21 protein-coding genes, 1 tRNA gene and 1 pseudogene are annotated in these 22,632 nt (G+C 69.7%); 13 read left to right on the forward strand and 10 right to left on the reverse strand.

Annotated elements, in window-relative coordinates; all coding sequences use genetic code 11:
- Window positions 1–24: 24 nt before the first annotated feature.
- The 4 genes from F8O04_RS10220 to F8O04_RS10235 form a co-directional block, all read right to left on the reverse strand.
- Window positions 25–693: a response regulator gene (locus F8O04_RS10220; RefSeq protein WP_158029288.1), complete on the reverse strand. Its 669-nt coding sequence runs from the start codon at window positions 691–693 to the stop codon at window positions 25–27.
- The gene (locus tag F8O04_RS10225) at window positions 690–2,048 is read right to left on the reverse strand and encodes a sensor histidine kinase (protein WP_188726385.1); all 1,359 of its coding nucleotides are present in this window, start codon (window positions 2,046–2,048) and stop codon (window positions 690–692) included. The genes F8O04_RS10220 and F8O04_RS10225 overlap by 4 nt, the downstream gene beginning before the upstream one ends.
- Window positions 2,049–2,119: 71 nt before the next feature.
- Entirely contained in the window at window positions 2,120–2,920 is an 801-nt protein-coding gene (locus F8O04_RS10230) for an ABC transporter permease (protein ID WP_158029290.1), read from the reverse strand.
- Window position 2,921: 1 nt separating this feature from the next.
- The gene (locus F8O04_RS10235) at window positions 2,922–3,812 is read right to left on the reverse strand and encodes an ABC transporter ATP-binding protein (protein ID WP_158029291.1); all 891 of its coding nucleotides are present in this window, start codon (window positions 3,810–3,812) and stop codon (window positions 2,922–2,924) included.
- A 137-nt stretch (window positions 3,813–3,949) separates the two neighbouring features.
- Here F8O04_RS10235 and F8O04_RS10240 point away from each other — a divergent pair, with 137 nt between their 5' ends.
- Window positions 3,950–4,771 carry a hypothetical protein gene (locus F8O04_RS10240; protein ID WP_158029292.1) on the forward strand — a complete coding sequence of 274 codons (822 nt, stop codon included), beginning with the start codon at window positions 3,950–3,952 and terminating at the stop codon, window positions 4,769–4,771.
- 122 nt (window positions 4,772–4,893) lie between these two features.
- On the opposite strand, the gene F8O04_RS10245 is transcribed toward F8O04_RS10240, so the two are convergent.
- Complete coding sequence (locus tag F8O04_RS10245) at window positions 4,894–6,108, reverse strand: pyridoxal phosphate-dependent aminotransferase (protein WP_158029293.1); 1,215 nt, start codon at window positions 6,106–6,108, stop codon at window positions 4,894–4,896.
- Window positions 6,109–6,376: 268 nt separating this feature from the next.
- Here F8O04_RS10245 and F8O04_RS10250 point away from each other — a divergent pair.
- The 5 genes and pseudogenes from F8O04_RS10250 to rplA all read left to right on the forward strand — a co-directional run bounded on the left by F8O04_RS10250 (window position 6,377) and on the right by rplA (window position 9,634).
- Window positions 6,377–6,449: transfer RNA gene (locus tag F8O04_RS10250), tRNA-Trp, on the forward strand.
- A gap of 473 nt (window positions 6,450–6,922) precedes the next feature.
- Window positions 6,923–7,189: pseudogene (gene secE, locus F8O04_RS10255) on the forward strand (preprotein translocase subunit SecE); the annotation flags it as partial.
- Window positions 7,190–7,336: 147 nt separating this feature from the next.
- The gene (gene nusG, locus F8O04_RS10260) at window positions 7,337–8,257 is read left to right on the forward strand and encodes a transcription termination/antitermination protein NusG (RefSeq protein WP_158029294.1); all 921 of its coding nucleotides are present in this window, start codon (window positions 7,337–7,339) and stop codon (window positions 8,255–8,257) included.
- 129 nt (window positions 8,258–8,386) lie between these two features.
- A complete protein-coding gene (rplK, locus tag F8O04_RS10265) occupies window positions 8,387–8,818 on the forward strand; it encodes a 50S ribosomal protein L11 (protein ID WP_158029295.1) in 432 nt (143 codons plus the stop codon).
- Between the two features lie 126 nt (window positions 8,819–8,944).
- On the forward strand, window positions 8,945–9,634 hold the full coding sequence (gene rplA, locus F8O04_RS10270) for a 50S ribosomal protein L1 (protein ID WP_158029296.1): 690 nt from the start codon (window positions 8,945–8,947) through the stop codon (window positions 9,632–9,634).
- A gap of 105 nt (window positions 9,635–9,739) precedes the next feature.
- On the opposite strand, the gene F8O04_RS10275 is transcribed toward rplA, so the two are convergent.
- The 3 genes from F8O04_RS10275 to F8O04_RS10285 all read right to left on the reverse strand — a co-directional run bounded on the left by F8O04_RS10275 (window position 9,740) and on the right by F8O04_RS10285 (window position 12,770).
- The gene (locus F8O04_RS10275; RefSeq protein WP_188726386.1) at window positions 9,740–10,771 is read right to left on the reverse strand and encodes an NADP-dependent oxidoreductase; all 1,032 of its coding nucleotides are present in this window, start codon (window positions 10,769–10,771) and stop codon (window positions 9,740–9,742) included.
- A gap of 59 nt (window positions 10,772–10,830) precedes the next feature.
- On the reverse strand, window positions 10,831–11,646 hold the full coding sequence (locus tag F8O04_RS10280) for a YqaJ viral recombinase family protein (protein WP_225735006.1): 816 nt from the start codon (window positions 11,644–11,646) through the stop codon (window positions 10,831–10,833).
- A gap of 95 nt (window positions 11,647–11,741) precedes the next feature.
- On the reverse strand, window positions 11,742–12,770 hold the full coding sequence (locus F8O04_RS10285; RefSeq protein WP_158029297.1) for a 1-phosphofructokinase family hexose kinase: 1,029 nt from the start codon (window positions 12,768–12,770) through the stop codon (window positions 11,742–11,744).
- Between the two features lie 355 nt (window positions 12,771–13,125).
- Between F8O04_RS10285 and rplJ the strand changes: the two genes are divergently transcribed.
- The 7 genes from rplJ to F8O04_RS10320 all read left to right on the forward strand — a co-directional run bounded on the left by rplJ (window position 13,126) and on the right by F8O04_RS10320 (window position 20,717).
- On the forward strand, window positions 13,126–13,641 hold the full coding sequence (gene rplJ / locus F8O04_RS10290; protein ID WP_158029298.1) for a 50S ribosomal protein L10: 516 nt from the start codon (window positions 13,126–13,128) through the stop codon (window positions 13,639–13,641).
- Between the two features lie 45 nt (window positions 13,642–13,686).
- The gene (gene rplL, locus F8O04_RS10295) at window positions 13,687–14,079 is read left to right on the forward strand and encodes a 50S ribosomal protein L7/L12 (RefSeq protein ID WP_158029299.1); all 393 of its coding nucleotides are present in this window, start codon (window positions 13,687–13,689) and stop codon (window positions 14,077–14,079) included.
- Window positions 14,080–14,377: 298 nt separating this feature from the next.
- On the forward strand, window positions 14,378–15,754 hold the full coding sequence (locus tag F8O04_RS10300) for a hypothetical protein (RefSeq protein WP_158029300.1): 1,377 nt from the start codon (window positions 14,378–14,380) through the stop codon (window positions 15,752–15,754).
- Between the two features lie 171 nt (window positions 15,755–15,925).
- Window positions 15,926–16,705: a hypothetical protein gene (locus F8O04_RS10305; protein WP_158029301.1), complete on the forward strand. Its 780-nt coding sequence runs from the start codon at window positions 15,926–15,928 to the stop codon at window positions 16,703–16,705.
- Window positions 16,702–18,378, forward strand: a complete 1,677-nt coding sequence (locus tag F8O04_RS10310; RefSeq protein ID WP_158029302.1) for a polysaccharide deacetylase family protein — start codon at window positions 16,702–16,704, stop codon at window positions 18,376–18,378. The genes F8O04_RS10305 and F8O04_RS10310 overlap by 4 nt, the downstream gene beginning before the upstream one ends.
- A gap of 117 nt (window positions 18,379–18,495) precedes the next feature.
- The gene (locus F8O04_RS10315; RefSeq protein WP_158029303.1) at window positions 18,496–19,464 is read left to right on the forward strand and encodes a hypothetical protein; all 969 of its coding nucleotides are present in this window, start codon (window positions 18,496–18,498) and stop codon (window positions 19,462–19,464) included.
- 134 nt (window positions 19,465–19,598) lie between these two features.
- Entirely contained in the window at window positions 19,599–20,717 is a 1,119-nt protein-coding gene (locus F8O04_RS10320) for an Rv2578c family radical SAM protein (protein ID WP_158029304.1), read from the forward strand.
- A 9-nt stretch (window positions 20,718–20,726) separates the two neighbouring features.
- Here the strand turns inward: F8O04_RS10320 and F8O04_RS10325 are convergent, their stop codons facing one another.
- Window positions 20,727–21,563 (reverse strand): ABC transporter permease, encoded by an 837-nt coding sequence (locus tag F8O04_RS10325; protein ID WP_158029305.1) that lies wholly within the window; start codon window positions 21,561–21,563, stop codon window positions 20,727–20,729.
- Window positions 21,560–22,549: an ATP-binding cassette domain-containing protein gene (locus F8O04_RS10330; protein WP_158029306.1), complete on the reverse strand. Its 990-nt coding sequence runs from the start codon at window positions 22,547–22,549 to the stop codon at window positions 21,560–21,562. The genes F8O04_RS10325 and F8O04_RS10330 overlap by 4 nt, the downstream gene beginning before the upstream one ends.
- Window positions 22,550–22,632: the final 83 nt, after the last annotated feature.

The raw sequence follows: 22,632 nt of genomic DNA on the forward strand, positions 1-22,632 counted from the left end.
GCGGCGTCGCCGCCGCGGGCACCGCTACAGCAGGCCGAGCTCCATGGCTCTGGTCACGGCCCGAGTGCGATCGCGCACCTCGAGCTTCTCGAAGATGTGCGCGAGGTGGGTCTTGACGGTGGCCTCGCCGATGAACAGCTCCCGGCCGATGGCGGCGTTCGAGTGCCCGAGGGCCACGAGACGCAGCACCTCGGTCTCGCGCGCGCTCAGCGCTCGCCGAGCATCCGAGCCGTCGGGCTCATGCCCGCGCGCCCGCGAGCGCCGGGTTTGTTCCAGGAGCTTGGCGGCGACGGTCGGGGCGAGGGCGACCTCGCCGGCGGCGACGCGCCGCACCGCCTCGAGGATCTCGTCGGCCGGCGACGACTTCAGCACGTATCCGCTGGCGCCCGCGTCGATGGCGCTCAGGATCTCGTCGTCGGTGTCGTAGCTCGTCACGATGAGCACGCGTGAAGCGGGTGCCGCCTCGCGCACCGCGATCGTGGCCTCGGCTCCGCCGATGCCGGGCATGCGGAGGTCCATGAGTACGACGTCGGGTGCAACCGCCCGGGCGACGGCGGCAGCGGCCTCGCCGGTCGAAGCCTCGCCAACGACCTCGAGGTCGGCCTCGTCGTCGATCAGGCCGGCGAGCCCGGCCCGCACGAGCGGGTGGTCGTCGACGACAAGGATCCGGATGCTCGCGTTCGCCTCGGTCATGCTGCCGTTCCGTTCATCTCGTGGCCGTGGCTCGCCGACGACCCCGGGAACGGCAGCGTTATCGTGACGGTCGACCCCTCGCCTGGTCTCGAGTCGATCTCGACCTCGCCGTCGAGCAGCCGGGCTCGCTCGCGGAGGCTCGGCAGGCCGAAACCGGCGGTGGACTCGGCGGGATCGAAGCCGCGACCGTCGTCGGCGACGGTGAGGCGGACGGCGAGACCGCCGCCCCCGGCCGATCCGACCTCGGCTGCCGTCGCGCCGCCGAGCCCCTGACCGGGTCTCCGAGCAGAACAGGTCGTGAGACGGACGCGGGCGCGCGTGGCCCGCGCGTGGCGCCGAACGTTGGCGAGGCACTCCTGCAGGCATCGCAGGAGCACGACCTCGTGGTCGCGCGGAAGCGCGGGGAGCCCCGTGTCGTCTCGGCCCAGCTCGACCTCGATGCCGATCCCCGTCTCGCGCCGGAAGCGCTCGACGAGCCGATCGATCGCCTCCTCCAGGGTGGTGCCCGAATCGTCGTGCACGGGCGCCGATTCCGCGATGAGCGCCCTCGTCTCGGCGAGCGCCGTCTTGGCGAGGTCGGCGAGCTGGTCGAGCTGGGCGAGCACCGGGTCGTCGCCGTCGAGCCGCCGGTGCGCCCCACGGGCGGCGCGTTCCGACAGCAGTGAGAGCCCGGCGAGCGTCTGGGCGAGGGTGTCGTGCAGCTCGCGGGAAAGTCGTTCGCGCTCGAGCGACACGCCGGTCTGCCGCGACAGCTCTCGCAGCCGCTCCTGCGTGCGCGTCAGTTCGTCGACGAGCAACTGGCGCTCTTCGGCCACGTTCCAGGCGTACGTCAACGCAAGGCCGATGCCGATGCTGAGCATGACGCTGAGGATCTGCGCGAAGATCGTCACGAGCGCCTCGTCGAGGCCCCCGAACAGCACCGCGGCCAGGGCGACCCCGAGGGCGAAACTCAGCGTGGCGACGATGCTGCGCGCGGTGTTGTCGAGCGTCGTCCACAGATACGGGTAGAGCACGGCCTGCAGGATGCCGAGCACGGGGACGAGCACGATACAGGCGGCGATGATGAGCGAGAAGACGAGCAACGACGCGTAGCCGGCCGGCGTCGGGCCGACGCGCCGCCTCGCGATGGCGAACCAGAACCCGACGAGCAGGCCAACGAGGCCGGCCGCGAGCCAGCAGCGCCACTGGTCATCGGGCGGTTCCGCCATGGCGTAGAGCCAGAGCGCGACGGCCGAGACGGCTGGTACCGCCGTAAACATGATGTCCCACCACGGCACACGCTCGAGGGACGTCGAACGGGCAGGCACCGCGGCGGCCTGCGCACCCGGGAGACCCGACTCGCGGTGCTCGGTCATGTCGACAGCTTCGCAGAATCCAGCGGCTTCGCGCCCGACGGCGGCATTATGCCTGCCGTCGGTGCCGCGTCTCAGCCGCGCCCTCGGGTCCATCGGAACGTCAACGCCGTGAGCACGGCACCGGCGACGAACCACGCGCCCAGGACGATCGCAACGAGGCCGAGCTCCCACGCGCCCGTCTGCTCGGCAGCCGCCATGGCATCCGGCAGGAAAACCGATCGCATGCCCTGCGCGAGCCACTTGAGCGGCAGCACCGCGGCCACCGTCTGCAGCCAGTCGGGCAACGCCGACCACTGGAGGAAGATGCCGGAGATGAACTGGGGCAGCAGGACGACCGGGATCACGACCGCCGCGACCGTCCGGCTGGAGCGAGGCACGGCCGAGAGCGCGATGCCGAGCACCGAGAAGCAGGCGAGGCCGAGCAGGAAGAGCCAGGCGAGCGTCGTCCACTGCGACGCGGTCGAGGGCAGCTCGGCGCCGAACAGCAGGAGACCGGTGATGACCACGAGGACGACCTGCACGAGGCACGTGACGAAGACCTGCCCGAACTTGCCGATGAAGAACGAGACCGGGTGCAGCGGTGTCGCGCCGAGGCGTTTGAGGCCACCCTCGAGGCGTTCCGTGGCGATGTCGAGTCCGAGGTTCTGCGTGCCCGCGAGCAGCACGGCCATGGTGACCATGGCGGGGAGGTAGTACTCGGCCATGGTGATCTCACCATCGGGCAGCGGGATCGTTTCCGAGCTGAAGATCGATCCGAACAGCATGTACATCAGCACGGGGAAGAGAAAGGTGAAGAAGACCTGCTCGGGAGCGCGGAAATAGCCGCGGACCTCGAAGCCGATCCGTTTGAGGCCGTGATCGACGATGCGCATGTCAGGCGTCCTCTGCGTTGTGGATGAGATCGAGATAGATGTCTTCGAGGGTCGGGCGGTGTATCTCGAGCCCGTCGGGCTCGGCGCCCGCCGCCGTCACGAGCGAAGCCACGAGCGTCCCCGGCGTCTCGGTCCGCTGCGCTCGCCGCTCCCCGTTCGCCGCTGTCCAGCGCACGATGGGCGTTCGGGCCTCGGCTCCGCCGAGCAGCGCGACGGTGGCCAGATCTATGAGCCGGCCGCGCGCGATGACGCCGACGCGGTCGCTCAGGTGCTCGGCCTCGTCGAGGTAGTGCGTCGTCAGGAGGATCGTGGTGCCCTCGTCGCGCAGCCGCTCGATCAGGCGCCAGAACTGTCGCCGTGCTTCGGGGTCGAACCCCGTCGTCGGCTCGTCGAGAAAGAGCACCTCCGGCCGCCCCACGATGCCGAGCGCAACGTCGAGTCGGCGCTGCTGGCCGCCCGAGAGCTTGCGCACGCTCGTGCGCGCCTTCTCGGTGAGCCCGACCGCCTCGAGCACCTCGTCGACGTCTCGGGGGCGGGGGTACAGGCTCGCGAAGTGCGCGAGGATCTCGCGGCACGTGAACCGCTCGATGTCGGCCGACGATTGGCTGACGACGCCGATGCGGGCCCGCCAGTCGGCGTCACCGCGCGCGGGGTCGACGCCGAGCACGCGCACGCGGCCCGAGCTCGGCACTCGGAACCCCTCGAGCAACTCGATGGTGGTCGTCTTCCCGGCGCCGTTGGGCCCGAGGAGGGCGAAAACCTCGCCTCGAGCGATCGTGAACGACACATCGTCGACGGCCGTCAGCTCCCCGTACCGCTTACCGAGGCCGGTGACGACGATCGCGTCGTCGGCCGGGGCGCTGTCGCCCCCGGCGATGCTGTGTTCAGTCATGCGACCAAGTCAACGGGCAACGGCGGCCGGGCGCCGTCCGTGAACGTGGCGACGCGCATCCACCGATCGACGGATGCGCGGCATCCGACGGGCGGCAATCGGGCTTTGCCGGGCGCCCCGGCGATACGCTCGGACCCATGACGCTGCCGCCGCCTCCGCCCCAATCGGGCCCCTTCGGTGTGCCCCCTGGGCGGTTCACGCCACCCACGCAGCACACGCATGAGCCGCGGCGCCGCGACCTCGGCACCGACCCGGCGCTCGAGCGGTCGAAGCGGCGCCGGTGGCTTCCGTGGCTGCTCGGCGGCATTGGGGCGACCGCGGTCGTCGTGCTCGTGGTCGCCATCATCATCTCGTCGTTCAGCGCCCCCAACCCGATCGAGGCCGACCCGGAGGTCGGTCCCGTCAACGAGCCGCCGGCGACGGCCAATCCGACGAGCTCGTTCGAGCCAGCCGCCCCGACCTCGCCGCCGCCCGGGTCGACCATTCCCATCTCGATGGACGTCGAATTCCCGGACGGCATGACGTTCGTCATGCCGTCCCCAGGCGACTGGAGCGAGGGCACGGTCGATCGACAGCCGGACGCCGTCGTGATGGAGGACCCGATCTCGGGCGCCTACATCCAGTTCCTGCAGACGGGCCAGCCGTCGAGCTCGTACCGCGATCAAGACGTAACCGAGGCGTCGCTCAACACGGCGTACATGGGTTACACGGGCTCGGCCGGCAACGCCGGCTCGCCGGTGTCCTGGATGGTGCCGGGCGCCGGTTACCAGCTCGAGTTGCTCGTGCAGCGCGTTGAGTGGTCCACCAGCTCGAGCGTCGCCCTCACGATCGAGCGACTGATGCCGCAGACGGGTGTCGCGATTCACATCTTCGTCATCGCCCGGAACCCGGCCGACGTGGATGATCCCGACTCGCGGCTCTGGCAGAAGCTCAATCAGCTGACGTTCACGGTGCCCTGAGCGTGTCGCCGCGCCGTGCGGCCGTGCCGTGCGACGTGGACGCATGACCGGCCACCGACGAGGGGCCGGATGCTCGATCTGCCGAGCATCCGGCCCCTCGATTTCGATGGGCGCGTCGGGCCTCAGCTCTCGACGTCGGCGAAGACGCGCTTCATGCGCTGGATGCCCTCGACGAGCTCGTCGTCGCCGAGCGCGTAGCTGAGTCGAACGTAGCCCGACGGGCCGAAGGCCTCGCCGGGAACGACGGCCACCTCTGCGGCTTCGAGCAGGTAGTCGGCGAGCTCGAGGCTCGTGTCGATGCGGCGCCCGCCGTACTCGCGGCCGAGCAGCGCCGTGACGTCGGCGTAGACGTAGAACGCCCCCTCTGGCACGGGCACGACGAAGCCGGGCACCTGTGAGAGCTCCTGCACCATGAGTTGACGACGGCGGTCGAATGCCACTCGCATCGCTTCGGCTTCCGTCGCGGGGCCCGTGAGCGCCGCGACGGCCGCGCGCTGGGCGATGTTGTTGACGTTGCCCGTGAGGTGCGTCTGCAGATTGGTCGCGGCCTTGATGGCTTCGCGGGGCCCGACCATCCAGCCGACGCGCCAGCCGGTCATTGCGAACGACTTCGCGACGCCGTTGACGAGAATGCACTGGTCGTCGAGGGTCGGCACGGCCTCGACGATGGACGTGGCCCTGACGCCCCCGTAGGTGAGGTTCTGGTAGATCTCGTCCGAGATCACCCACAGCCCGTACGACTCGGCCCACTCGCCGATCGCCTTCGTCTCGTCGTAGCTGTACACGGCACCGGTCGGGTTGCTCGGCGAGCAGAACAGCAGCGCCTTCGTGCGGGGCGTGCGAGCGGCCTCGAGCTGCTCGACCGTGACCTTGTAGCCCTGGTCGGCGCCGGCGAACACCGGAACCGTCGTGCCGCCGGCGACGCGAACGACCTCGGGATACGTGGTCCAGTACGGGGCGGGAAGCAGGAGTTCGTCGCCCTCGCCGATGACGGTGTTGATGGCCTGGAAGACCGACTGCTTGCCGCCGTTGGTCACGAGGATGCGGTTGGCGGGCACGTCGATGCCCGAGTCGCGTCGCGTCTTGGTGGCGATGGCGTCGCGCAGCTCGGGCAGGCCTGCGGCCGCGGTGTAGCGGTGGTTGCGGGGGTCGCCCGTCGCCTCGAGTGCCGCATTGAGCACGTACTGGGGCGTGGGGAAGTCGGGCTCGCCCGCGGCGTAGCTGATGATCGGGCGGCCGTCGGCCTTGAGCGCCTTGGCCTTGGAGTCGACTTTCAGCGTGGCGGATTCGGCGATCGCCGTGATGCGCGGGGACAGTGGGCTAGCGAGGATTCCCATGTCTCCCGAGCTTAGTTCGGCCCGGTAACGCGGCGGAACCCGCCCGTGCGACCGCGGCGAGTCGCGCGTGTGGCGCCGGGACGGCCGGTGGTGTCGCGCCGTCCGAGCCGTTCTCCCGCCCGCTCGGCGACCAGGTTGGCGGGCCCGCGGCGGGTGGCGTATGCTTGCGGGGTTGCCACAATGCGACAAGCTGAGTCGTGCCCGGAAGCCGGTGAAGCCTCCGCACTGTGGCACATTCGCACGACAGCGGCTCGCCGGCGTTGCGCGAAGGGCGGTGGCTCAATTGGTAGAGCAGCGGTCTCCAAAACCGCAGGTTGCAGGTTCGAGTCCTGTCCGCCCTGCACATCGGTGTTGCGCGGCAGCATCGTGTGGGGCCGGATGCCCGACGTGACCATTCGCGCGCGGTGCGTGCGCTGTCACGCCCAAGCTGTGAAGGGAACATCGCGTGGCTCGAACCTCGTCTGATTCGTCGGGTGACAAGGCAGAAGGCGCCGACTCGTCGTCGAAGCGAGCGTCAGGCGCCGCGGCGTCGAAGCCCGGCGACGACTCGGCGGCCAAACGGCCGACGCGCTCGTCGTCCGCCTCCCGCCGGGATGCCGCGGCCGACCGGACGACCGGCAAGTCGACCGAGCGGGCGTCGAGCGACGCGCCGACGAAACGGGCCTCGACGTCGTCCGGCTCAAAGGGCGCGGCCGCCTCGAAGGACTCGACTCCGTCCTCCTCAGCGAAGCGGCGCGCGAGCACCGGTTCGAAGGCCGCATCGACCACGAACGCCAAGGGCAGCGCCGACGACACCACGAGGGCCAAAGCCAGCGTGAAGGACACAGCGTCGGAGCCCGCCACGACCGGTCTCAGCAAGACCCCGTCGAAGCGCGACGATGTCGAGAAGCGCCGCGGATTCTTCGGCACCATCGCCCTGTTCCTCCGCCAGGTCATGGCGGAGCTCAAGAAGGTCGTCACGCCCACCCGCTCCGAGCTGTTCCGCTACACGGGCGTCGTGCTGGTGTTCGTCATCATCATGATGCTGCTCGTGACCGGCCTCGATCTGCTCTTCGGCTGGGGAGCATCCTGGGTCTTCGGCACGGGCACCGAAGTACAGTGGCCCGACTTCAGCAACCTGTTCGGTGGAGGCGACGCGCCCGCGGATCCGGCGGCGCCGGCTCCCTAGCGATGCGGCCCGACGAGGCCGCGAGCACCAGAACCGCAACATATCGAAAGAGGAATTCACGTGTCTGACCAGAACGCCGCCGACCACAACGGCCTGTTCGACACTGCGCTCGAACAAGACTCAGAGGTCGCCGAGGCGCAGGAGGGCGATCGTGACCCCGACGCCGTCGCAGAAGACCTCGACAGTGTGCTCGAGGGCGAAGGCGAGCTCGTGAGCGACGACGAGGCCGACGACGGCGAGGGCGCCGACATCGCCGACCCGGAGGTCGACTCGCTCGTGACCGACGTGCTTGATGTCGACAGCCCCGAAGAGGCCGACGCCGCGGCCGCCGCGACGAGCGACGAGGCGTCGGAGCAGGACCCGGAGAACGACCCCTACGAGGCGTTCAAGAAGGAACTGCGCATGAAGCCCGGCAAGTGGTACGTGATTCACACGTACGCCGGGTTCGAGCGCCGCGTGAAGGTGAACCTCATGCAGCGCACCGAGTCGATGAACATGAGCGACTTCATCTATCAGGTCGAAGTGCCCATGGAAGATGTCGTCGAGATCAAGAACGGCCAGCGCAAGATGGTCACCCGCGTGCGCATCCCCGGCTACGTGCTCGTGCGCATGATGCTCAACGAAGACTCGTGGTCGGTCGTGCGCCACACGCCAGGCGTGACGGGCTTCGTCGGCAACGCCCACAACCCCACGCCGTTGCGCTTCAACGAAGCATTTGAGATGCTGAAGAGTCTGGTCGAAATCGAGCCCGGCACGGCCGCAGCCGCGCCGACCGCCGAGGGCGGCGCACCGCGCACCCCCGTCGCCGAGATCGACTTCGAGATCGGCGAGACGATCACCATCAAAGAGGGCTCGTTCGCGGGCCTCACCGGCACGATCAACGAGATCAAGCCCGAGAGCGGCAAGCTCACGGTGCTCGTGTCGCTGTTCGAGCGCGAGACGCCCGTCGAGCTGTCGTTCGACCAGGTCACCAAGTTGTAGCCGCGTCCCGGATGCGCGTGAGCGTCACCGCATCCGGTCGCGTGACGTACCACCGGAGTTCGGAACGGCCGAACCCCCGGGAGAGCCGTCGGGCATGCCCGCGGTTCGAACACAGAAAAGGAAACCCATATGGCTCCCAAGAAGAAGGTCTCGGGTCTGATCAAGCTGCAGATCCAGGCTGGCGCCGCCAACCCAGCGCCGCCGATCGGCCCCGCGCTCGGTCAGCACGGCGTCAACATCATGGAGTTCTGCAAGGCGTACAACGCGGCGACTGAGACGCAGCGTGGCAACGTCGTGCCGGTCGAGATCACCGTGTACGAGGACCGTTCGTTCACGTTCGTCCTCAAGACCCCGCCCGCCGCAGAGCTCATCAAGAAAGCCGCCGGTGTGAAGAAGGGCTCCTCGACGCCCCACACCGACAAGGTCGCCAAGATCACGATGGACCAGGTGCGCGAGATCGCCGAGACCAAGAAGACCGATCTCAACGCGAACGACGTCGACCAGGCCGCGAAGATCATCGCCGGCACCGCCCGTTCGATGGGCATCACGGTCGAGGGCTAGTCCTTCCCCGTCGCGCCCGCCTTCTGGCGGCGCGCGACGCACCGCGCCCGGCACCGGCCGGCGCACACGAACTGCGCGGGAGAGCCGGCCAGGCTCGTTACCGCACTCTCTCGAAGGAGAAGCAAGATGGCAAAGAAGTCCAAGGCGTACCGCAACGCCGCCGACAAGCTCGAGCCGGGCAAGCAGTACTCGATCGGCGAGGCCGTCGTACTCGCGCGCGAGACCGGCTCTTCGAAGTTCAACAGCACGGTCGAGGTGGCGCTTCGTCTCGGCGTCGACCCGCGCAAGGCCGACCAGATGGTGCGCGGCACGGTCAACCTGCCTCACGGCACGGGGAAGACGGCCCGCGTCATCGTCTTCGCCAACGGCGCGAACGCCGAGGCCGCGATGGCCGCCGGCGCCGACGAGGTGGGCAGCGACGAGCTCATCGCCCGCGTCGCCGACGGCTGGACCGATTTCGACGCTGCCGTTGCGACGCCCGACATGATGGGCAAGGTCGGCCGGCTCGGGAAGGTGCTCGGCCCCCGCGGCCTCATGCCCAACCCGAAGACCGGCACCGTCACGACCGATCCGGCGAAGGCCGTGACCGAGATCAAGGGCGGCAAGATCGAGTTCCGCGTCGACAAGCACTCGAACGTGCACTTCATCGTCGGCAAGGCGGGCTTCACGACGGAGCAGCTCGAGCAGAACCTGCGCGCCGCGCTCGACGAGGTCGTTCGTCTCCGGCCGTCGAGCGCGAAGGGCCGCTACCTCGAGAAGGCCGTCGTCTCGACGACCTTCGGCCCCGGCATCCCCGTCGACGTCTCGGGCATGTAGGCCGCGCCGAACGCACCACGAAGGGTCCCGCCGAGCTGTGCTCGACGGGACCCTTCGTGCGTGCGCCGGTGCGTCGGGCTGATTTCGCTGCGCGTCGGCTGCGGCTCAGGAGCCGCCGTTGCGCTCCGCGTCGATGTCGAGCACCACCTTGCCGCGCACGTGGCCGCCGTCGACCATCGCCTGCGCGGCGCCCGCCTCGGCGAGTGGGAACACGCGCTCGAGCTCGACGCGCAGGTCGCCCTGCTCGAACAACTGCGTGACGGTCTCGAGCGTGCGCCCATCTGGCGAGAGCTTGATGCCGGAGGCCACGAGGCCGCGGTCGTGCTCGGCCACCTCGTCGTGCATCTCCGGGAAGGCCCCCGTCGGCACGCAAAGGTAGGTGCCGCCGTCGCGCAGCACCCGGGCATCGAGCGACCGTGAACCCGTGCGGTCGCCCTTCGCGTTGCCGATGAGGTCGACGACGACGTCGACCGGCTCGTCCAGCGCCGACTCGAACGGGCCAGCCGAGTAGTCGACGGCCTCGTCGGCGCCGAGGTCGCGCAGCAGGTCGTGGTTGCGCTCGGACGCCGTGGCGATCACGTGCGCGCCGTAGTAGTGAGCGAGCTGCACGGTGAAATGGCCGACACCGCCTGCCCCGGCGTGGATGAGCACGCGCTGGCCCGTGTGCACCCGGCCGGCGTCGATCACGGCGGCCCAGGCCGTCAGCACGGCGAGGGGCACGGCCCCGGCCTCGATGAACGACAGGTTCGAGGGCTTGCGCGCCATGCTCATGAAGGGGCAGGCGACGTACTCGGCGTGCGCGCCCGGGTAGCGCGGCGTCAGGAGGACACCCCACACCTCGTCGCCCGGCTGGAACGGTGCGAGCTCGTAGGAGGCCTGCACGACCACGCCGGCGAACTCGCCACCGATCACGCACGGAACGCGATCCGTGAGCATGTTGCCCTTGCCCGACCGCATCTTGCCGTCGATCGGGTTCACCCCCGCGGCCTTGACGCGCACGAGCGTGTCGCTGTTCATGACGTCGGGCACGGGAACGTCTCCCGGCTGCACCACCTCGGGCCCGCCGATGGCGGTGATGACGGATGCGCGCATCCGGTCAGATGACGGGCGGAGGGCTGCTGCGTCGTGCTGGGTCATGTGCCCTATTGTGCCGCGGCGCGCTCGGAGGAGGTCGCTCGCCCGGACGGGCCGGGCCCTCAGAACTCGACGGCGCAGCGGTCGAGTTCGGCGAGGGCGAGATCGGCGAGCGTGACGAGCCTCTCGATCTCGGTCTCGTCGCGCTCGATCCATACGCAGCGCGGTTCGGGCTCGGTCACGATGAAGTCGGCGTGCTGCTCCCACACGAACAGCGTGCGCTCGGCGCCGAGCACATACTGCTGCCACCACACCTGCCGCAGGTACGAGCGGGGGATGCGCTTCCACGGCTTGCCGGTCGTCTTGATCTCGGCGAGCAGGAGGCGCTCGTCGTCGGCGTAGAGGCCGTCGGGCGTCGCCAGGTGACGGAGCGATCGCTGCGCGTGGTAGAGGAGGCCGCACGCGGGAATGCCGTGGCGCTCGAGCACCCACGACGCGATGTGCGGCTCGCGCTGCCGCCCGTGCTCCGTGAATGCGTTGCCCGAGAAGCCGGAAGGATCGAGTTTGTCGCGCACCACTTGGCGAACGGAGTTCGGGGTTGCGAGCTTGGCTGCGTCCGTCGCCGTGATGCCGCCGACGCGGGCGCGCAGCCACGCCTCGCGTTCCGCCGAATCGGCGAGCACTCGAGCGTCGTGCGGGCGTGCGCGGCCCGGGCGCCAGACCGCGACGCCGATGGCGGTCGGCGACGACTGGGCGAGCCCGGCGGGCGCGGGAGCGAGCGTGGGCTGCGCGGCCTGCGCGGCCGGCCGGTTCAGGGCCGCGTGGGCCGACGGATGCGGCTTCGTCTCGGGGCGTGCGTACGTCGCGAGTGCCGCCGGCCGCATCGCCTCCCGGTCGACCTCGCCCGCAACGGCGAACGAGGGGAGAAACGCGACCATGTCGAACATTGTGGCGCATCCCGCCCACACCGCCGCACCGGCACGCCCGGCCGGCGTCGCTCACGCGTTCGCGCGCCCGCGACGGCGCACCCCGATCACTTGACGTCGAAGACCTTCGTCGGCTCGCTGAGCTCGCGCTCGGGGTCGGGCGCCTCGACCACGGGCGTCGGCGCGTCATCGAGCGAGTCCATGATCGTCGTCGGGACCGAGACGGCGAGGGCCCCGTAGGTGACGGCGGCCCCGAGCGCGCGCTTCACCGTGAGCCGGGGAAGCTCCGAGAAGTCGGCCCGGCCGCCCGTCCGGCCGGGCCCCTGAATCGACGATCCGACGAAGCCGGCGAGCGTCGCGTCGCCGGCGCCGGTCGTGTTGACCACCCGCGGCGCCGTCGCATGGCCCCAGAGCGTCTCGCGTGCGGTGACAGCGACCGCGCCGTCACCCCCGAGCGAGACGAGGGCGACCTCCAGGCCGTTGCGCTCGATCACCTCGTGCGCGGCCTCGAGCACGTCGCCGACCGTGTGCAGGTGACGGTCCACGAGCGTCGCGAGCTCGTCGGCGTTGGGCTTGATGAGATTGATGTGCTCGCTGCGTGCGAGGCGGGCGAGCGAGGACCCCGACGTGTCGAGGGCGATGCGCGTGCCGAGCCGACGAGTCTCGGCGAACAGGCGGTCGAAGTCGAGGTGCTCTCCCGTCTCGGCCATCCTCGGCACCGAGCCGGACACGACGAGCCAGTCGGCGGCGAGCGCCCGCAGCTCGCGGATTGTCATCTGCACGACCTCATCCCAGTCGTCCGCGGGAATCGGCACGGCCTTCTGGTTGATGTTGGTGGTGCGCCCGCTCGGTTCGAGGATCTGCGTGTTGACGCGGATGCGACCGGGAACGCGCAGGATGCGCAGCAACTGCGGGTTCGGGGTGCGGAAGAGCAGATGCTCGTCCTCCTTGCCGATCGGCAGCACGGCGCTCGTGGCGACGCCGGCGAGGTGCAGCGTGCGGGAAACGTTGAGGCCCTTACCGCTGAGGAACTCGACCTGATCGGTGGCGCGGTTGACCTTGCCCTCGTCGAATCGCTCGACGAAGTACGTGCGATCGATGACGGGTGCGGGCGTGAGGGTGACGACGGAGGGCATGGCTGCCTTTCCACTCGGTCGGACACGGCTGCGGTGAACGCTACCCGAGCGGGTTGTCTTCGCCGCGCGCCAGCCCGAGGTTGCGCTTCGGCGGTCGCGCGCTTAGGATCGACGAAGCCTTAGACCGCTGGTCCTTGGTGTGCATGCACACCGGGCGAAGGTTTCGTGAGAACGACCCGCGTAGGTGATCGAAGCACTCCCGTGCTCTGTGTGCATTCTTGCACCGGCATGTTCGCGCTCCGGCCTCCTGCGCCGGAGCGCTTTCTCGTTTCCGGGTGGAGTCGCGCATCCGCGTGCTCCCCGGCGGTGCGCCGACGGCACCCGCGGTCGGCGCGCAATGACAGAGAGGAGTGCCATGGCGGACAAGGAGGCGACGATCGCCGAGCTCGCGACACAGTTCGAGAGCTCGACCGCCGTTCTGCTGACCGAGTACCGCGGGCTCACCGTGGCGCAGCTCAAGCAGCTGCGCGACGGCATTCGTGAGCACGCGAACTATGCCGTGGTGAAGAACACGCTGACGAAGATCGCGGCCAACAAGGCCGGGATCTCGGCCTTCGACGACGACCTCAAGGGCCCGACCGCTGTGGCGTTCGTGCACGGAGACCCCGTCGCCGTGGCCAAGTCGCTGCGTGCCTTCGCCAAGGACAACCCTCTGCTGGTGATCAAGGGCGGGTACTTCGACGGTAACCCGCTCAGCCCGGAAGAGGTCAACAAGCTCGCCGACCTCGAGTCCCGCGAAACGATGCTCGGCAGGCTTGCCGGCGCGTTCAAGGCCTCGCTGTACGGCGCCGCATACATGTTCACCGCCCCCGCGTCGAAGGCCGTTCGTACGGTCGACGCGCTGCGCGACAAGCAGGAGTCCGCGTCCTAGCCCCGGGCGCGGTCAGTCGACAGAAGCAAACAAGGAGAAACACGCATGGCCAAGCTCACCACTGAAGAGCTCATCGAGGCGTTCAAGGAGCTCACGCTCATCGAGCTGTCGGAGTTCGTCAAGAAGTTCGAGGAGACCTTCGAGGTCACGGCTGCCGCCCCGGTCGCCGTTGCCGGTGCCGCGCCCGCCGCCGCGGGTGGCGACGAGGCGGCCGCCGAGGAGGAGCAGACCGAGTTCGACGTCATTCTCGAATCGGTCGGCGACAAGAAGATCCAGGTCATCAAGGAGGTGCGCGCGCTCACGTCGCTCGGTCTCGGTGACGCGAAGGCGCTCGTCGACGGTGCTCCCAAGCCCGTCCTCGAGGGTGTCAACAAGGAAGCCGCCGAAAAGGCCAAGGAGGCCCTCGAGGGCGCCGGCGCCACGGTGAACCTCAAGTAGTCACGCCTCACATGCTGGCGGGATGCGCGCATCCGGCCGGTGACCTCCTGCGGGGTCCGCATCCATCCCGGATGCGGGCCCCGCAGTTTTTTCAAGATTTTTTTCGAGCGTGCGCGCGCGACTTGAACGTGGTGCGTGAGTCTCGTGTGACGCCTGTGATTCGGCCCCTGACCGCGGGTTTCCTGTTCATCTTGTGGCACTTGTGGCCCCTGTGGTCGATGTGATTTGCGATCCGGTTGCCGCACTTGTGCGCTGACCAGGCCTTCCACAGCTATTTTCCGCGTGTTAGCTTGCCTCCATGGTTGCTGAACGATTCTCCTCTCCGCGCGCGCGTGCCGCTGCCCTCGCTGTCGCCTTCAGCGTCGTCGCTGGGGGCGTTGCGTTCGTCGCCGTGCCGCAGATCGCGACCGCGGTGGAAGACGGTGCCGGCGCGTCGGCCGACAATCTGACGACCGACAGCACGAGCATCCCGTTCTCAGCCGGCGGCTTCACGCCCGGCAACGTGGTCTACGTGCAGGTGCAGGCGCCGTCCGGCTTCACGAACTATTCATGGCAGTCGACCGAGTACACCGTCGCCGACGACGGCACGGTCGCGGGCGAGATCGTGAGCGGTGAGGGCTGGGACGCCGGCACCTACACCATCACGCTCTTCGAGTCGGAGGAGCTGCAGCAGTCGTTCTCGGTCGAGGTCGTGGAGGCCGCCGACGAGACCGAGACCGCCGAGCCGACCGAAACGGGCGAGCCGACCGAGACGGGCGAACCGACCGAGACGGAGACCGCGGAGCCGACGACCGAGGCGCCCGAGACGACCGAGCCCGTCGAGACGGAGCCCATCGAGACCGAGCCGGTCGTGCCCGTCGAGCCGGTCGAGCCGCCCGCCACGAGCGAACCTGCGGAGACGCAGCCCGTCGACACCACGCCGGCCGAAACCGAGCCGGCCACGGTCACGGAGCCCCGCGCCTGGACCGACCAGTCGTCGTACACCGCAGCTATCGCCGCAGCCCAAGGTGTGACGTACCACCTGGAGGGGTTCACCCCGGGTGTTGAGCTCCAGCTCGTGCTGACGCTGCCGACCGGCGAGCAGGCCGAGTTTGCGTCGCTCGAGCCGATCGTTCCGGATGCCGACGGTACCTATACGGGCGTCATCACGTACTCGGGGGAGTGGCCGGCCGGCGAGTACGCGGCCACGCTGCGCACGGTCGACGGGCAGCAGATCCCGATCGACCTCGTGCCGCCGAGCGCCCCGCCGAGCGGCGACGCCCAGGCTGACGCCGACGATGCATCCGGTGCCGAAGATGCAACCGGTGCGGACGATGCATCCGGCGCCGACGATGCATCCGGCGCCGACGATGCATCCGGTGCCGACGATGTCGACGACGCGACCGGTTCCGACGATGCCGCAGCGGCGACGAGTGGCACCGACGGCGAGGCGCGCGAGACCGTGCGCGAGCCCGCGCCCATTCAGGAGGCGAGCTTCACCTTCACCATCGAGGCAGCTGGCGCTGGAACCAGCGGCAACGGCACCGGCACCACGTCGGGCTCCAGCGGAGGCGATCTCGTGCGCACCGACGGCGGCGACGTCTTCGGCGCGGCCGGGCTCGGCCTGCTCGTGCTCGGCGCGGGCACCGCTGCGATCGTCGGCGCCCGATTCCTCGGCCGGCGCCGGAACTCCTAAGCAACCATGCTGCACTGTCGGCGCAGTCGCGGCCGGCACGCACGAGGGGCCGTCTCACTTCGGTGACACGGCTCCTTGCGCGCCGCCGCGGCGCGTTGGCGGGTGACAATGGGGATCGGCGCGACGGCGGTGAGCCCCCGATCCCGCGGTGCCGACGGCGAGAGGTGCGTTGTGGCGACGGACGACGATTGGCTCGGCCTGCTCCCGGACGAGGAGCTCCCCGGAACGGAGCGCGAGGCTTCGGCTCCTCGGAAGGCGCGCCCCGCGGCTCCGTCAGTCGCGGAGCCCGAACCGGGGGCCCGCAGCGGGGCCGAGGCTGCCGCTGAGGACGCGGCGGTGCACCGTTCTCGTGGCCGGACGGCGCTCCTTGCCGGTGCCGTCGCCGTGGTCGTCGTGCTGGTGTTCGTCGGCGCCGCTTTCGGCCCCCAGATCGCCAGGAACCTGTCGACCTCGGTGGCCGAGGTCGACACGGCGGTGACGCTCACCGCCGCCGAAGACGCAGTCACGGTGACGGCGCCACAGGGGTGGCACGTGGTCCGCCCGCTCGGCAGCAGCAGCGAGGTCGCGCTCGAGACGCCGGACGGGCTGGTCGAGATCGCGCTCACGCTGACGCACCGCTCCGGTGGCGGTCCACCTCCCGGACAGGCGGATGCTGCCGGTGGGCTCGAGTGGCGCACCGAGCACCCGGCCGAGACCCTGACGGCGATCTACGCGCACGTCGATCAGCCCGCCGACGTGTCGGCGCAACGGCCAGCGGGGGGCGGCGTGCTCGGCATGAATCTGTTCGCCGACGGCTCGCCGGCGCACACCGGGATCGTGGCGACGATCGCGCACGAGCCGCCCGCGGCATCCGGTGCCGTCGTCGACGTGCGCGTGACGAGTGACGTGCCGATCGGCCCCTACCTCGGGGAGTTCGCGGACATCGTCGAACGCATGGAGTTCGCGTCGTGAGCCATCCGCAGCGGCGCCGGCCGGTCACGGCGCTCGGCATCTCGCTGGTCACCGTCTGCGGGCTGCTGTCCGGCTGCGCACCCGCGCCCGACCCGGAGTGGGAACCCCGGCCGCCCCTCGCCGAGATCGTCGTCGACCAGGCCACGAACACGATCGACCCGGCGTCGTTGCCCGGTGCGACGGGACACCGCCTCCGCGCCGAGGATCCCAACGTGGCTGCCCGTTGGACCGCGCTTCCGGGATCGACGGCCTTCAACACGCGCATCCAAGATGAGGTGCGTGCGGCTATCGGCGCATTCGCCGAGGCCAATGGCTCAGCGCCCTACGCGCCCCGCGCTCAGCCGGAGGGGGCCGGGTTCGATGACCGCGGGTGCGTGCCCGGGTCGAGCGCGCTGAGCGCAGCCGAACTCCTCATCGATCCCCGCTTCGCCGCCGCCGACCCGTCGTCGCCCGGCCTCGTGGTGGTGTGCGACGTGGTGCTCGCAGCGGGCGCGATCGTCGGCGAGCGGCTCCGCATGGTCGAGGGTACGGAGGATGAGGTGACGACCGATCGCACCGTCACCGTGATCAGCGACACGTCGACGGGCGAGACCGGCACCGTCGCCGACCTGTTGACAGCGGATGCCGGACCGGCGCTGTGGCGCGCCGCGGTCCTGGCCGCGCGGCACCACGCCGGGGCGCTCTGGGACGTCGAAGTTTCGACGCCCGATGCTGACGTACTCGAGGCGTTCCTCGAATCGCTCACCGCGCTCAGCCTTGACCCCGCCGGCGGACTCACGGCGACCGCGCCGAACGGCGTCTCCGCCCCCGAGCTCGAGGGCCTCGAGCATCGGGAGGCCGCTGCCGAACCATTCTCGTTCCGCGTGCCAAGCGATGAGGCGCTCGGCGTCATCGCCCCGCTTGGGGCGCGCGCCATCGAGGCGGCTGCTGGCGACGCCGACTACTCGGGGCCCGCGCCGGTCGCCGCCGGCGCCGAGGCGTACGACTGCACGCTCGTGGCCTGTGTCGCGCTGACCTACGACGACGGTCCCGACTCGACGCTGCCAGAACTGCTCGGTCACCTTCGCGACGCGCATGCCGCTGCCACGTTCTTCGTGCTCGGGAACAAGGTCAACGGCGCCGCGGCTGAGTTGCAGGCCGTGGTCGCCGACGGCAATGAGATCGGCAACCACAGCCAGACCCACATCGACTTCTCGACCGTTCCCGTTCCAACGCCACCGGCTCCCGCCCCAACCCCCGGGCCCGCCGGGACGCCGGCTCCCGCGCCGGCCCCGTACGTCCCCGGCGCCGACCTCGAAACCATGCGCGCCGAGATCGCCTCGTGCACCTCGGCCATCGAGGCTGTGACGGGCGTGACGCCGAGCCTGTTTCGGCCGCCGTACGGTGCGTACGACCACCGCATCTTCGAGGCCACCTCGATGCCCGTCATTCTGTGGGACGTCGACACCCTCGACTGGGAACTGCCAGGCGTCGACGTCGTCGTTGATCGGGCGGTGGGCGACAGCGTCGCCGGGTCGATCGTGTTGTTGCACTCGACGCACCAGTCGTCCATCGACGCGACCCCCGGCGTGCTCGCGGGCTTCGCGGACCGCGGGCTGCAGGTCGTCACGGTCACGCAGCTTTTCAACGGCGACGTGCCGGGAGGGGCGATCCGAGGTGGGGACGGGTTCTAGCACACGCGCGAGGTCCGACGCCATGGGGAGCGGTCCCCATCACTCCGTGGGTGGATCCGTCGACCTTTTGCCGAGCAGGACCTGACAGAACGCTGGGTATATGGCATTGTTATGCCCATGACTGCTTCGACTTCGCCCATCCGCCGCCGCGTTGCGGCCGCGTCGCTCGCCTTCGCCGTCGTGTCCGGCGGTGCCTTCCTTTCGGCCACGCCCGCGTTCGCGACCGGCCCGACCGACCCGACCACCGACGCCCCGACGCCCACCGAGACCACCGAGGCTCCCGTCCTCGCCCCGGCTGTTCAGGCCGACGCCACCGAGCTGACCCCCGAGGATTTCGCCGCCAACGGCATCACCTTCGCCGGTAGCGGCTTCGACCCCGTCGGCGACCCCGTCGTGGTAAACGTCGCTGCCGCCGGTGATAGCGCCGATCTCCCCGCGGAAGCCACGGTCGCGGAAGACGGCACGTTCGGCTACACCGTCACCTTTGAAGACGAGGGTCTGCCCGTCGAGGGCACGTACACCTTCACGTTCACGCAGGGCGAGGGTGAGGGCGCGCTGTCGGCCTCCGTCGACGTCGTCGTCGCCGCGGCCGGCGAGACCACCACGCCCACGTACGAGGGCCCCATCGGCAACGCCACGCAGGAAGTGTTCGCTCCCGGCGACGTCGTCACCTACACGCTCGCCAACTTCACCCCCAGCGCCGAGGCAGAGGTCGCCATCACGGGTCCCATCGACGGCTCGCTGCCGATCACGATCGGTGAAGACGGCACCTACGCCGGTGAGATCACGTACAACGAGTACGACGCCGTCACCGGCGACATCATCCGCCGCCTCGACTTCCCCGTCGGCGAGTACACCGTCACCGTGACCGAGGCCGGGACCGGCAACACGGTCACGTTCACGTTCACCATCGCCGGCGAGTCGGCCGGCGAGGGCGAGGCGCCCCAGGCTGGCGACGACTCGTCGCTCGCTCCCACGGGCTCTGACGACGTCTTCGGCATCGCGGGCCTCGGCCTGCTCGTCGTCGGCTTCGGTGTTGGCGCCCTCGCGCTCAATCGCCGCCTGGCTGCTCGCCGCGCCGAGTAGTCGACACGCACGGCCTCGGGTGGCGCGTCCACTCCCGGCCACGAAGGCCCGCCGCCCCCGCGGCGGGCCTTCGGCGTTCCCGGAGCTCGACACCGGAGCTTGACGACCAGTCGGAATGATGTTCCAATGTGGTCATGCGCTGGGCAGAACAAGTGATCGATAAGCGTGACGAGGGTGCCGCTGCGAATGGCGCGGCAGCGCCCGGTCTCTTCGCGCTGCGCGGGCTCGTGCGCAGCGTTCAGACGCCCGAGTTCAGCGGGGTCACGTTCCATGAGGTGCTCGCGAAGTCGGCGCTCAACCGGGTGCCGGCCTCGAGCTCTATGCCGTTCGGGTGGACAGTGAACCCGTACCGCGGGTGCTCGCACGCGTGCGTGTACTGCTTCGCTCGCAACACCCACCGCTACCTCGATTTCGATGCGGGGAGCGACTTCGATCAGCAGGTCGTCGTGAAGGTCAACGTGGCCGACGTGCTGCGGGCCGAGGTGTCGAAGCGATCGTGGTGCCGCGCGAGCGTGGCGCTCGGCACGAACACCGACCCGTATCAGCGCGCCGAGGGGCGTTACGCGCTCATGCCGGGCATCATCTCGGCGCTGGCCGACAGCGGCACGCCGATGTCGATTCTCACGAAGGGCACGCTCCTCCGGCGAGACCTGCCGTTGCTCGGCGAGGCGGCGACGCAGGTGCCGATCGAAATCGCGATGTCGATCGCCGTGTTCGACGACGAGCTCCAGCGTGCGGTCGAGCCGGGAACGCCGAGCACGGCAGCGCGCCTCGCGACCGTCAGGGCGGCGACCGACGCGGGGTTCAGAGTCACGGTGTTCCTCATGCCGATCCTGCCCTGGCTCACCGATCGCGATGACCAGCTCGATTCGGCGCTCGCTCGTATCGCCGAGGCCGGCGCCGCGCGAGTGGTCTTCGGTGCGCTCCACCTGCGTCCGGGTGCGAAAGAGTGGTTCCTCGAGTGGATCGCCCGGGAGCACCCGGAACTGCAGACGGGGTATCGGCGGTTCTACGGTTCGTCGTCGTATGCGCCGGCTGGATATCGCCGCGAGCTCGCGCGCCGTGTACGACCGCTTCTGCGTCGCCACGGGCTTGACGCGCACGAAGACGAGGATCAGCCCGAGCAGCGCCGGTTCGCGTCGGCGCAGGCGGCGTCGGCACGCGCCGCCGCGGGCGGCGTGCGCCGCGGTGCCGAACTCATCGGGTCAGGTCCCGCGGCGCTCCACCCGGCACCTCAGCCGACGCTGTTCTGAGCGCGGAGCTTACTTGGCGTCGCGATAGCGCCACATGGTGAGCGAGCCGAAGATGATCACGAGCGCGACCGAGTAGATCAGCGTCATGGCGAGCTCGATGCCCACCGGCGTGCCGCCCATGAGATCGCGCACCGCGGTGACGAGGTGCGAGATCGGGTTGGCGTTCACGAAGGCCTGCAGCCACCCCGGCATGGTCGACGGGTCGACGAAGATGTTGCTCACGAACGTGAGGGGCATGATCACCATCATGCTCACGCCCATGACGGCGTTGGCGGAGCGCACGATGAGGCTGATGAAGGTCCACACCCAGCCGATGCTGAACGAGAACACGAGCGTCAGCAGCACGCCGAGCACGACGCCCGTGAATCCGCCTTCTGGTCGCCAGCCGATGATGAGGCCGAGCAGGCAGATGATGAGCGAGGCGAGCGAGAACCTCGCCGCGTCGCCGAGCAGCATGCCGACGAGCGGCGACGGCCGCCAGATCGGCAGTGACCGGAATCGGTCGAACACACCTTTCTCGAGGTCGGTGCGCAGCGTCGTGCCCGTGTACATCGTGATCATGACGACGGTCTGCACGAGGATGCCCGGCAGCAGGAACTGCACGTAGCCCTCGACGCTGCCGGCGAGCGCGCCGCCGAAGAGGAACGTGAACATGAGGGTGAACATGATCGGGAAGATCGTCACATCGAACAGCTGCTCGGGGACGTGACGGATCTTCAGCAGCGCGCGCCAGCCGAATGTCAGCGAGGTCGACAGTGCGTTCGGTCGGGGCGGGCGCTCGCGGCTTGCGAGCGCCGCGAGGATCGCGCCGCGATCGACGTCGTTCGTGGTGGATGTTGCGGTCACGCCAAGGCCCCGTCCGTCGTATTCTCGTGTTCATCGCTCGCCGAGGGCTCGGCCGTGTGCCCCGTGATCGCGAGGAACACCTCGTCGAGGGTCGGCTGGCCGAGGGAGAGCTGAGCGACCTCGATGCCGGTCGTCTTCAGCGCGTCGAGCGCCGTGCTCACGGCCGCCGTGCCGGACACCGAGCCGGTGAGCCCGGTCGGGTCGGTCTCTTCGCGGAGTTCGATGCCGAGCGCCCGTTCGAGCACCTCGCGGGCGCGTGGGCGCTCGTCGGCCTCCATGACACGCACGACGAGCGAGCCGGTGCCGACGGACGCCTTCAACTGGGGCGAGGTGCCTTCCGCGACGATCCTGCCCGAGTCGATAACGCTGATCTTGTCGGCGAGCTGGTCGGCCTCCTCGAGATACTGCGTCGTGAGCAAGACGGTTGTGCCGCTCGCCACCATGGCGCGGATGATGCCCCACACCTCGTTTCGGGCGCGCGGATCAAGGCCCGTGGTGGGCTCGTCGAGAAACAGCAGCTCGGGGGTGACGGTGATCGACGCCGCGATGTCGAGCCGGCGCCGCATGCCGCCCGAGTACTTCTTGACCTGTCGATTGCCCGCGTCGGCGAGGCTGAATGCCTCGAGGAGCTCATCAGCGCGCTGTCGCGCGCTTTCGCCCGTGTAGCCGAAGAGGCGGCCGATGAGCCGCAGGTTCTCGCGGCCCGTGAGGTCTTCATCGACCGATGCGAACTGGCCCGTCAGGCTGACGCGCCGGCGCACTTCCGTGGCGTCGCGGACCACGTCGCGGCCCAGCACGGTCGCCGTTCCGGCATCGGGCCGGAGCAGGGTGGCGAGCATGCGGATCACGGTGGTCTTGCCGGCGCCGTTCGGTCCGAGGAAGCCGTGCACTCCACCGGGAGCGATGGCGAGGTCGACGCCGTCGACGGCCCGGTTCTTGCCGAACGTCTTGACGAGCCCGTGCGTTTCGATGGCGAGGTCGGCCATGGTGCTCCTTCGTGGATCGTGGAATGCGAACGTCACCCGCATCGCGGCGACAGGCATGTCCACGGCGTAGACACGTCGATTCT

It is taken from the genome of Pseudoclavibacter endophyticus, assembly GCF_008831085.1.
Lineage (GTDB): Bacteria > Actinomycetota > Actinomycetes > Actinomycetales > Microbacteriaceae > Pseudoclavibacter > Pseudoclavibacter endophyticus.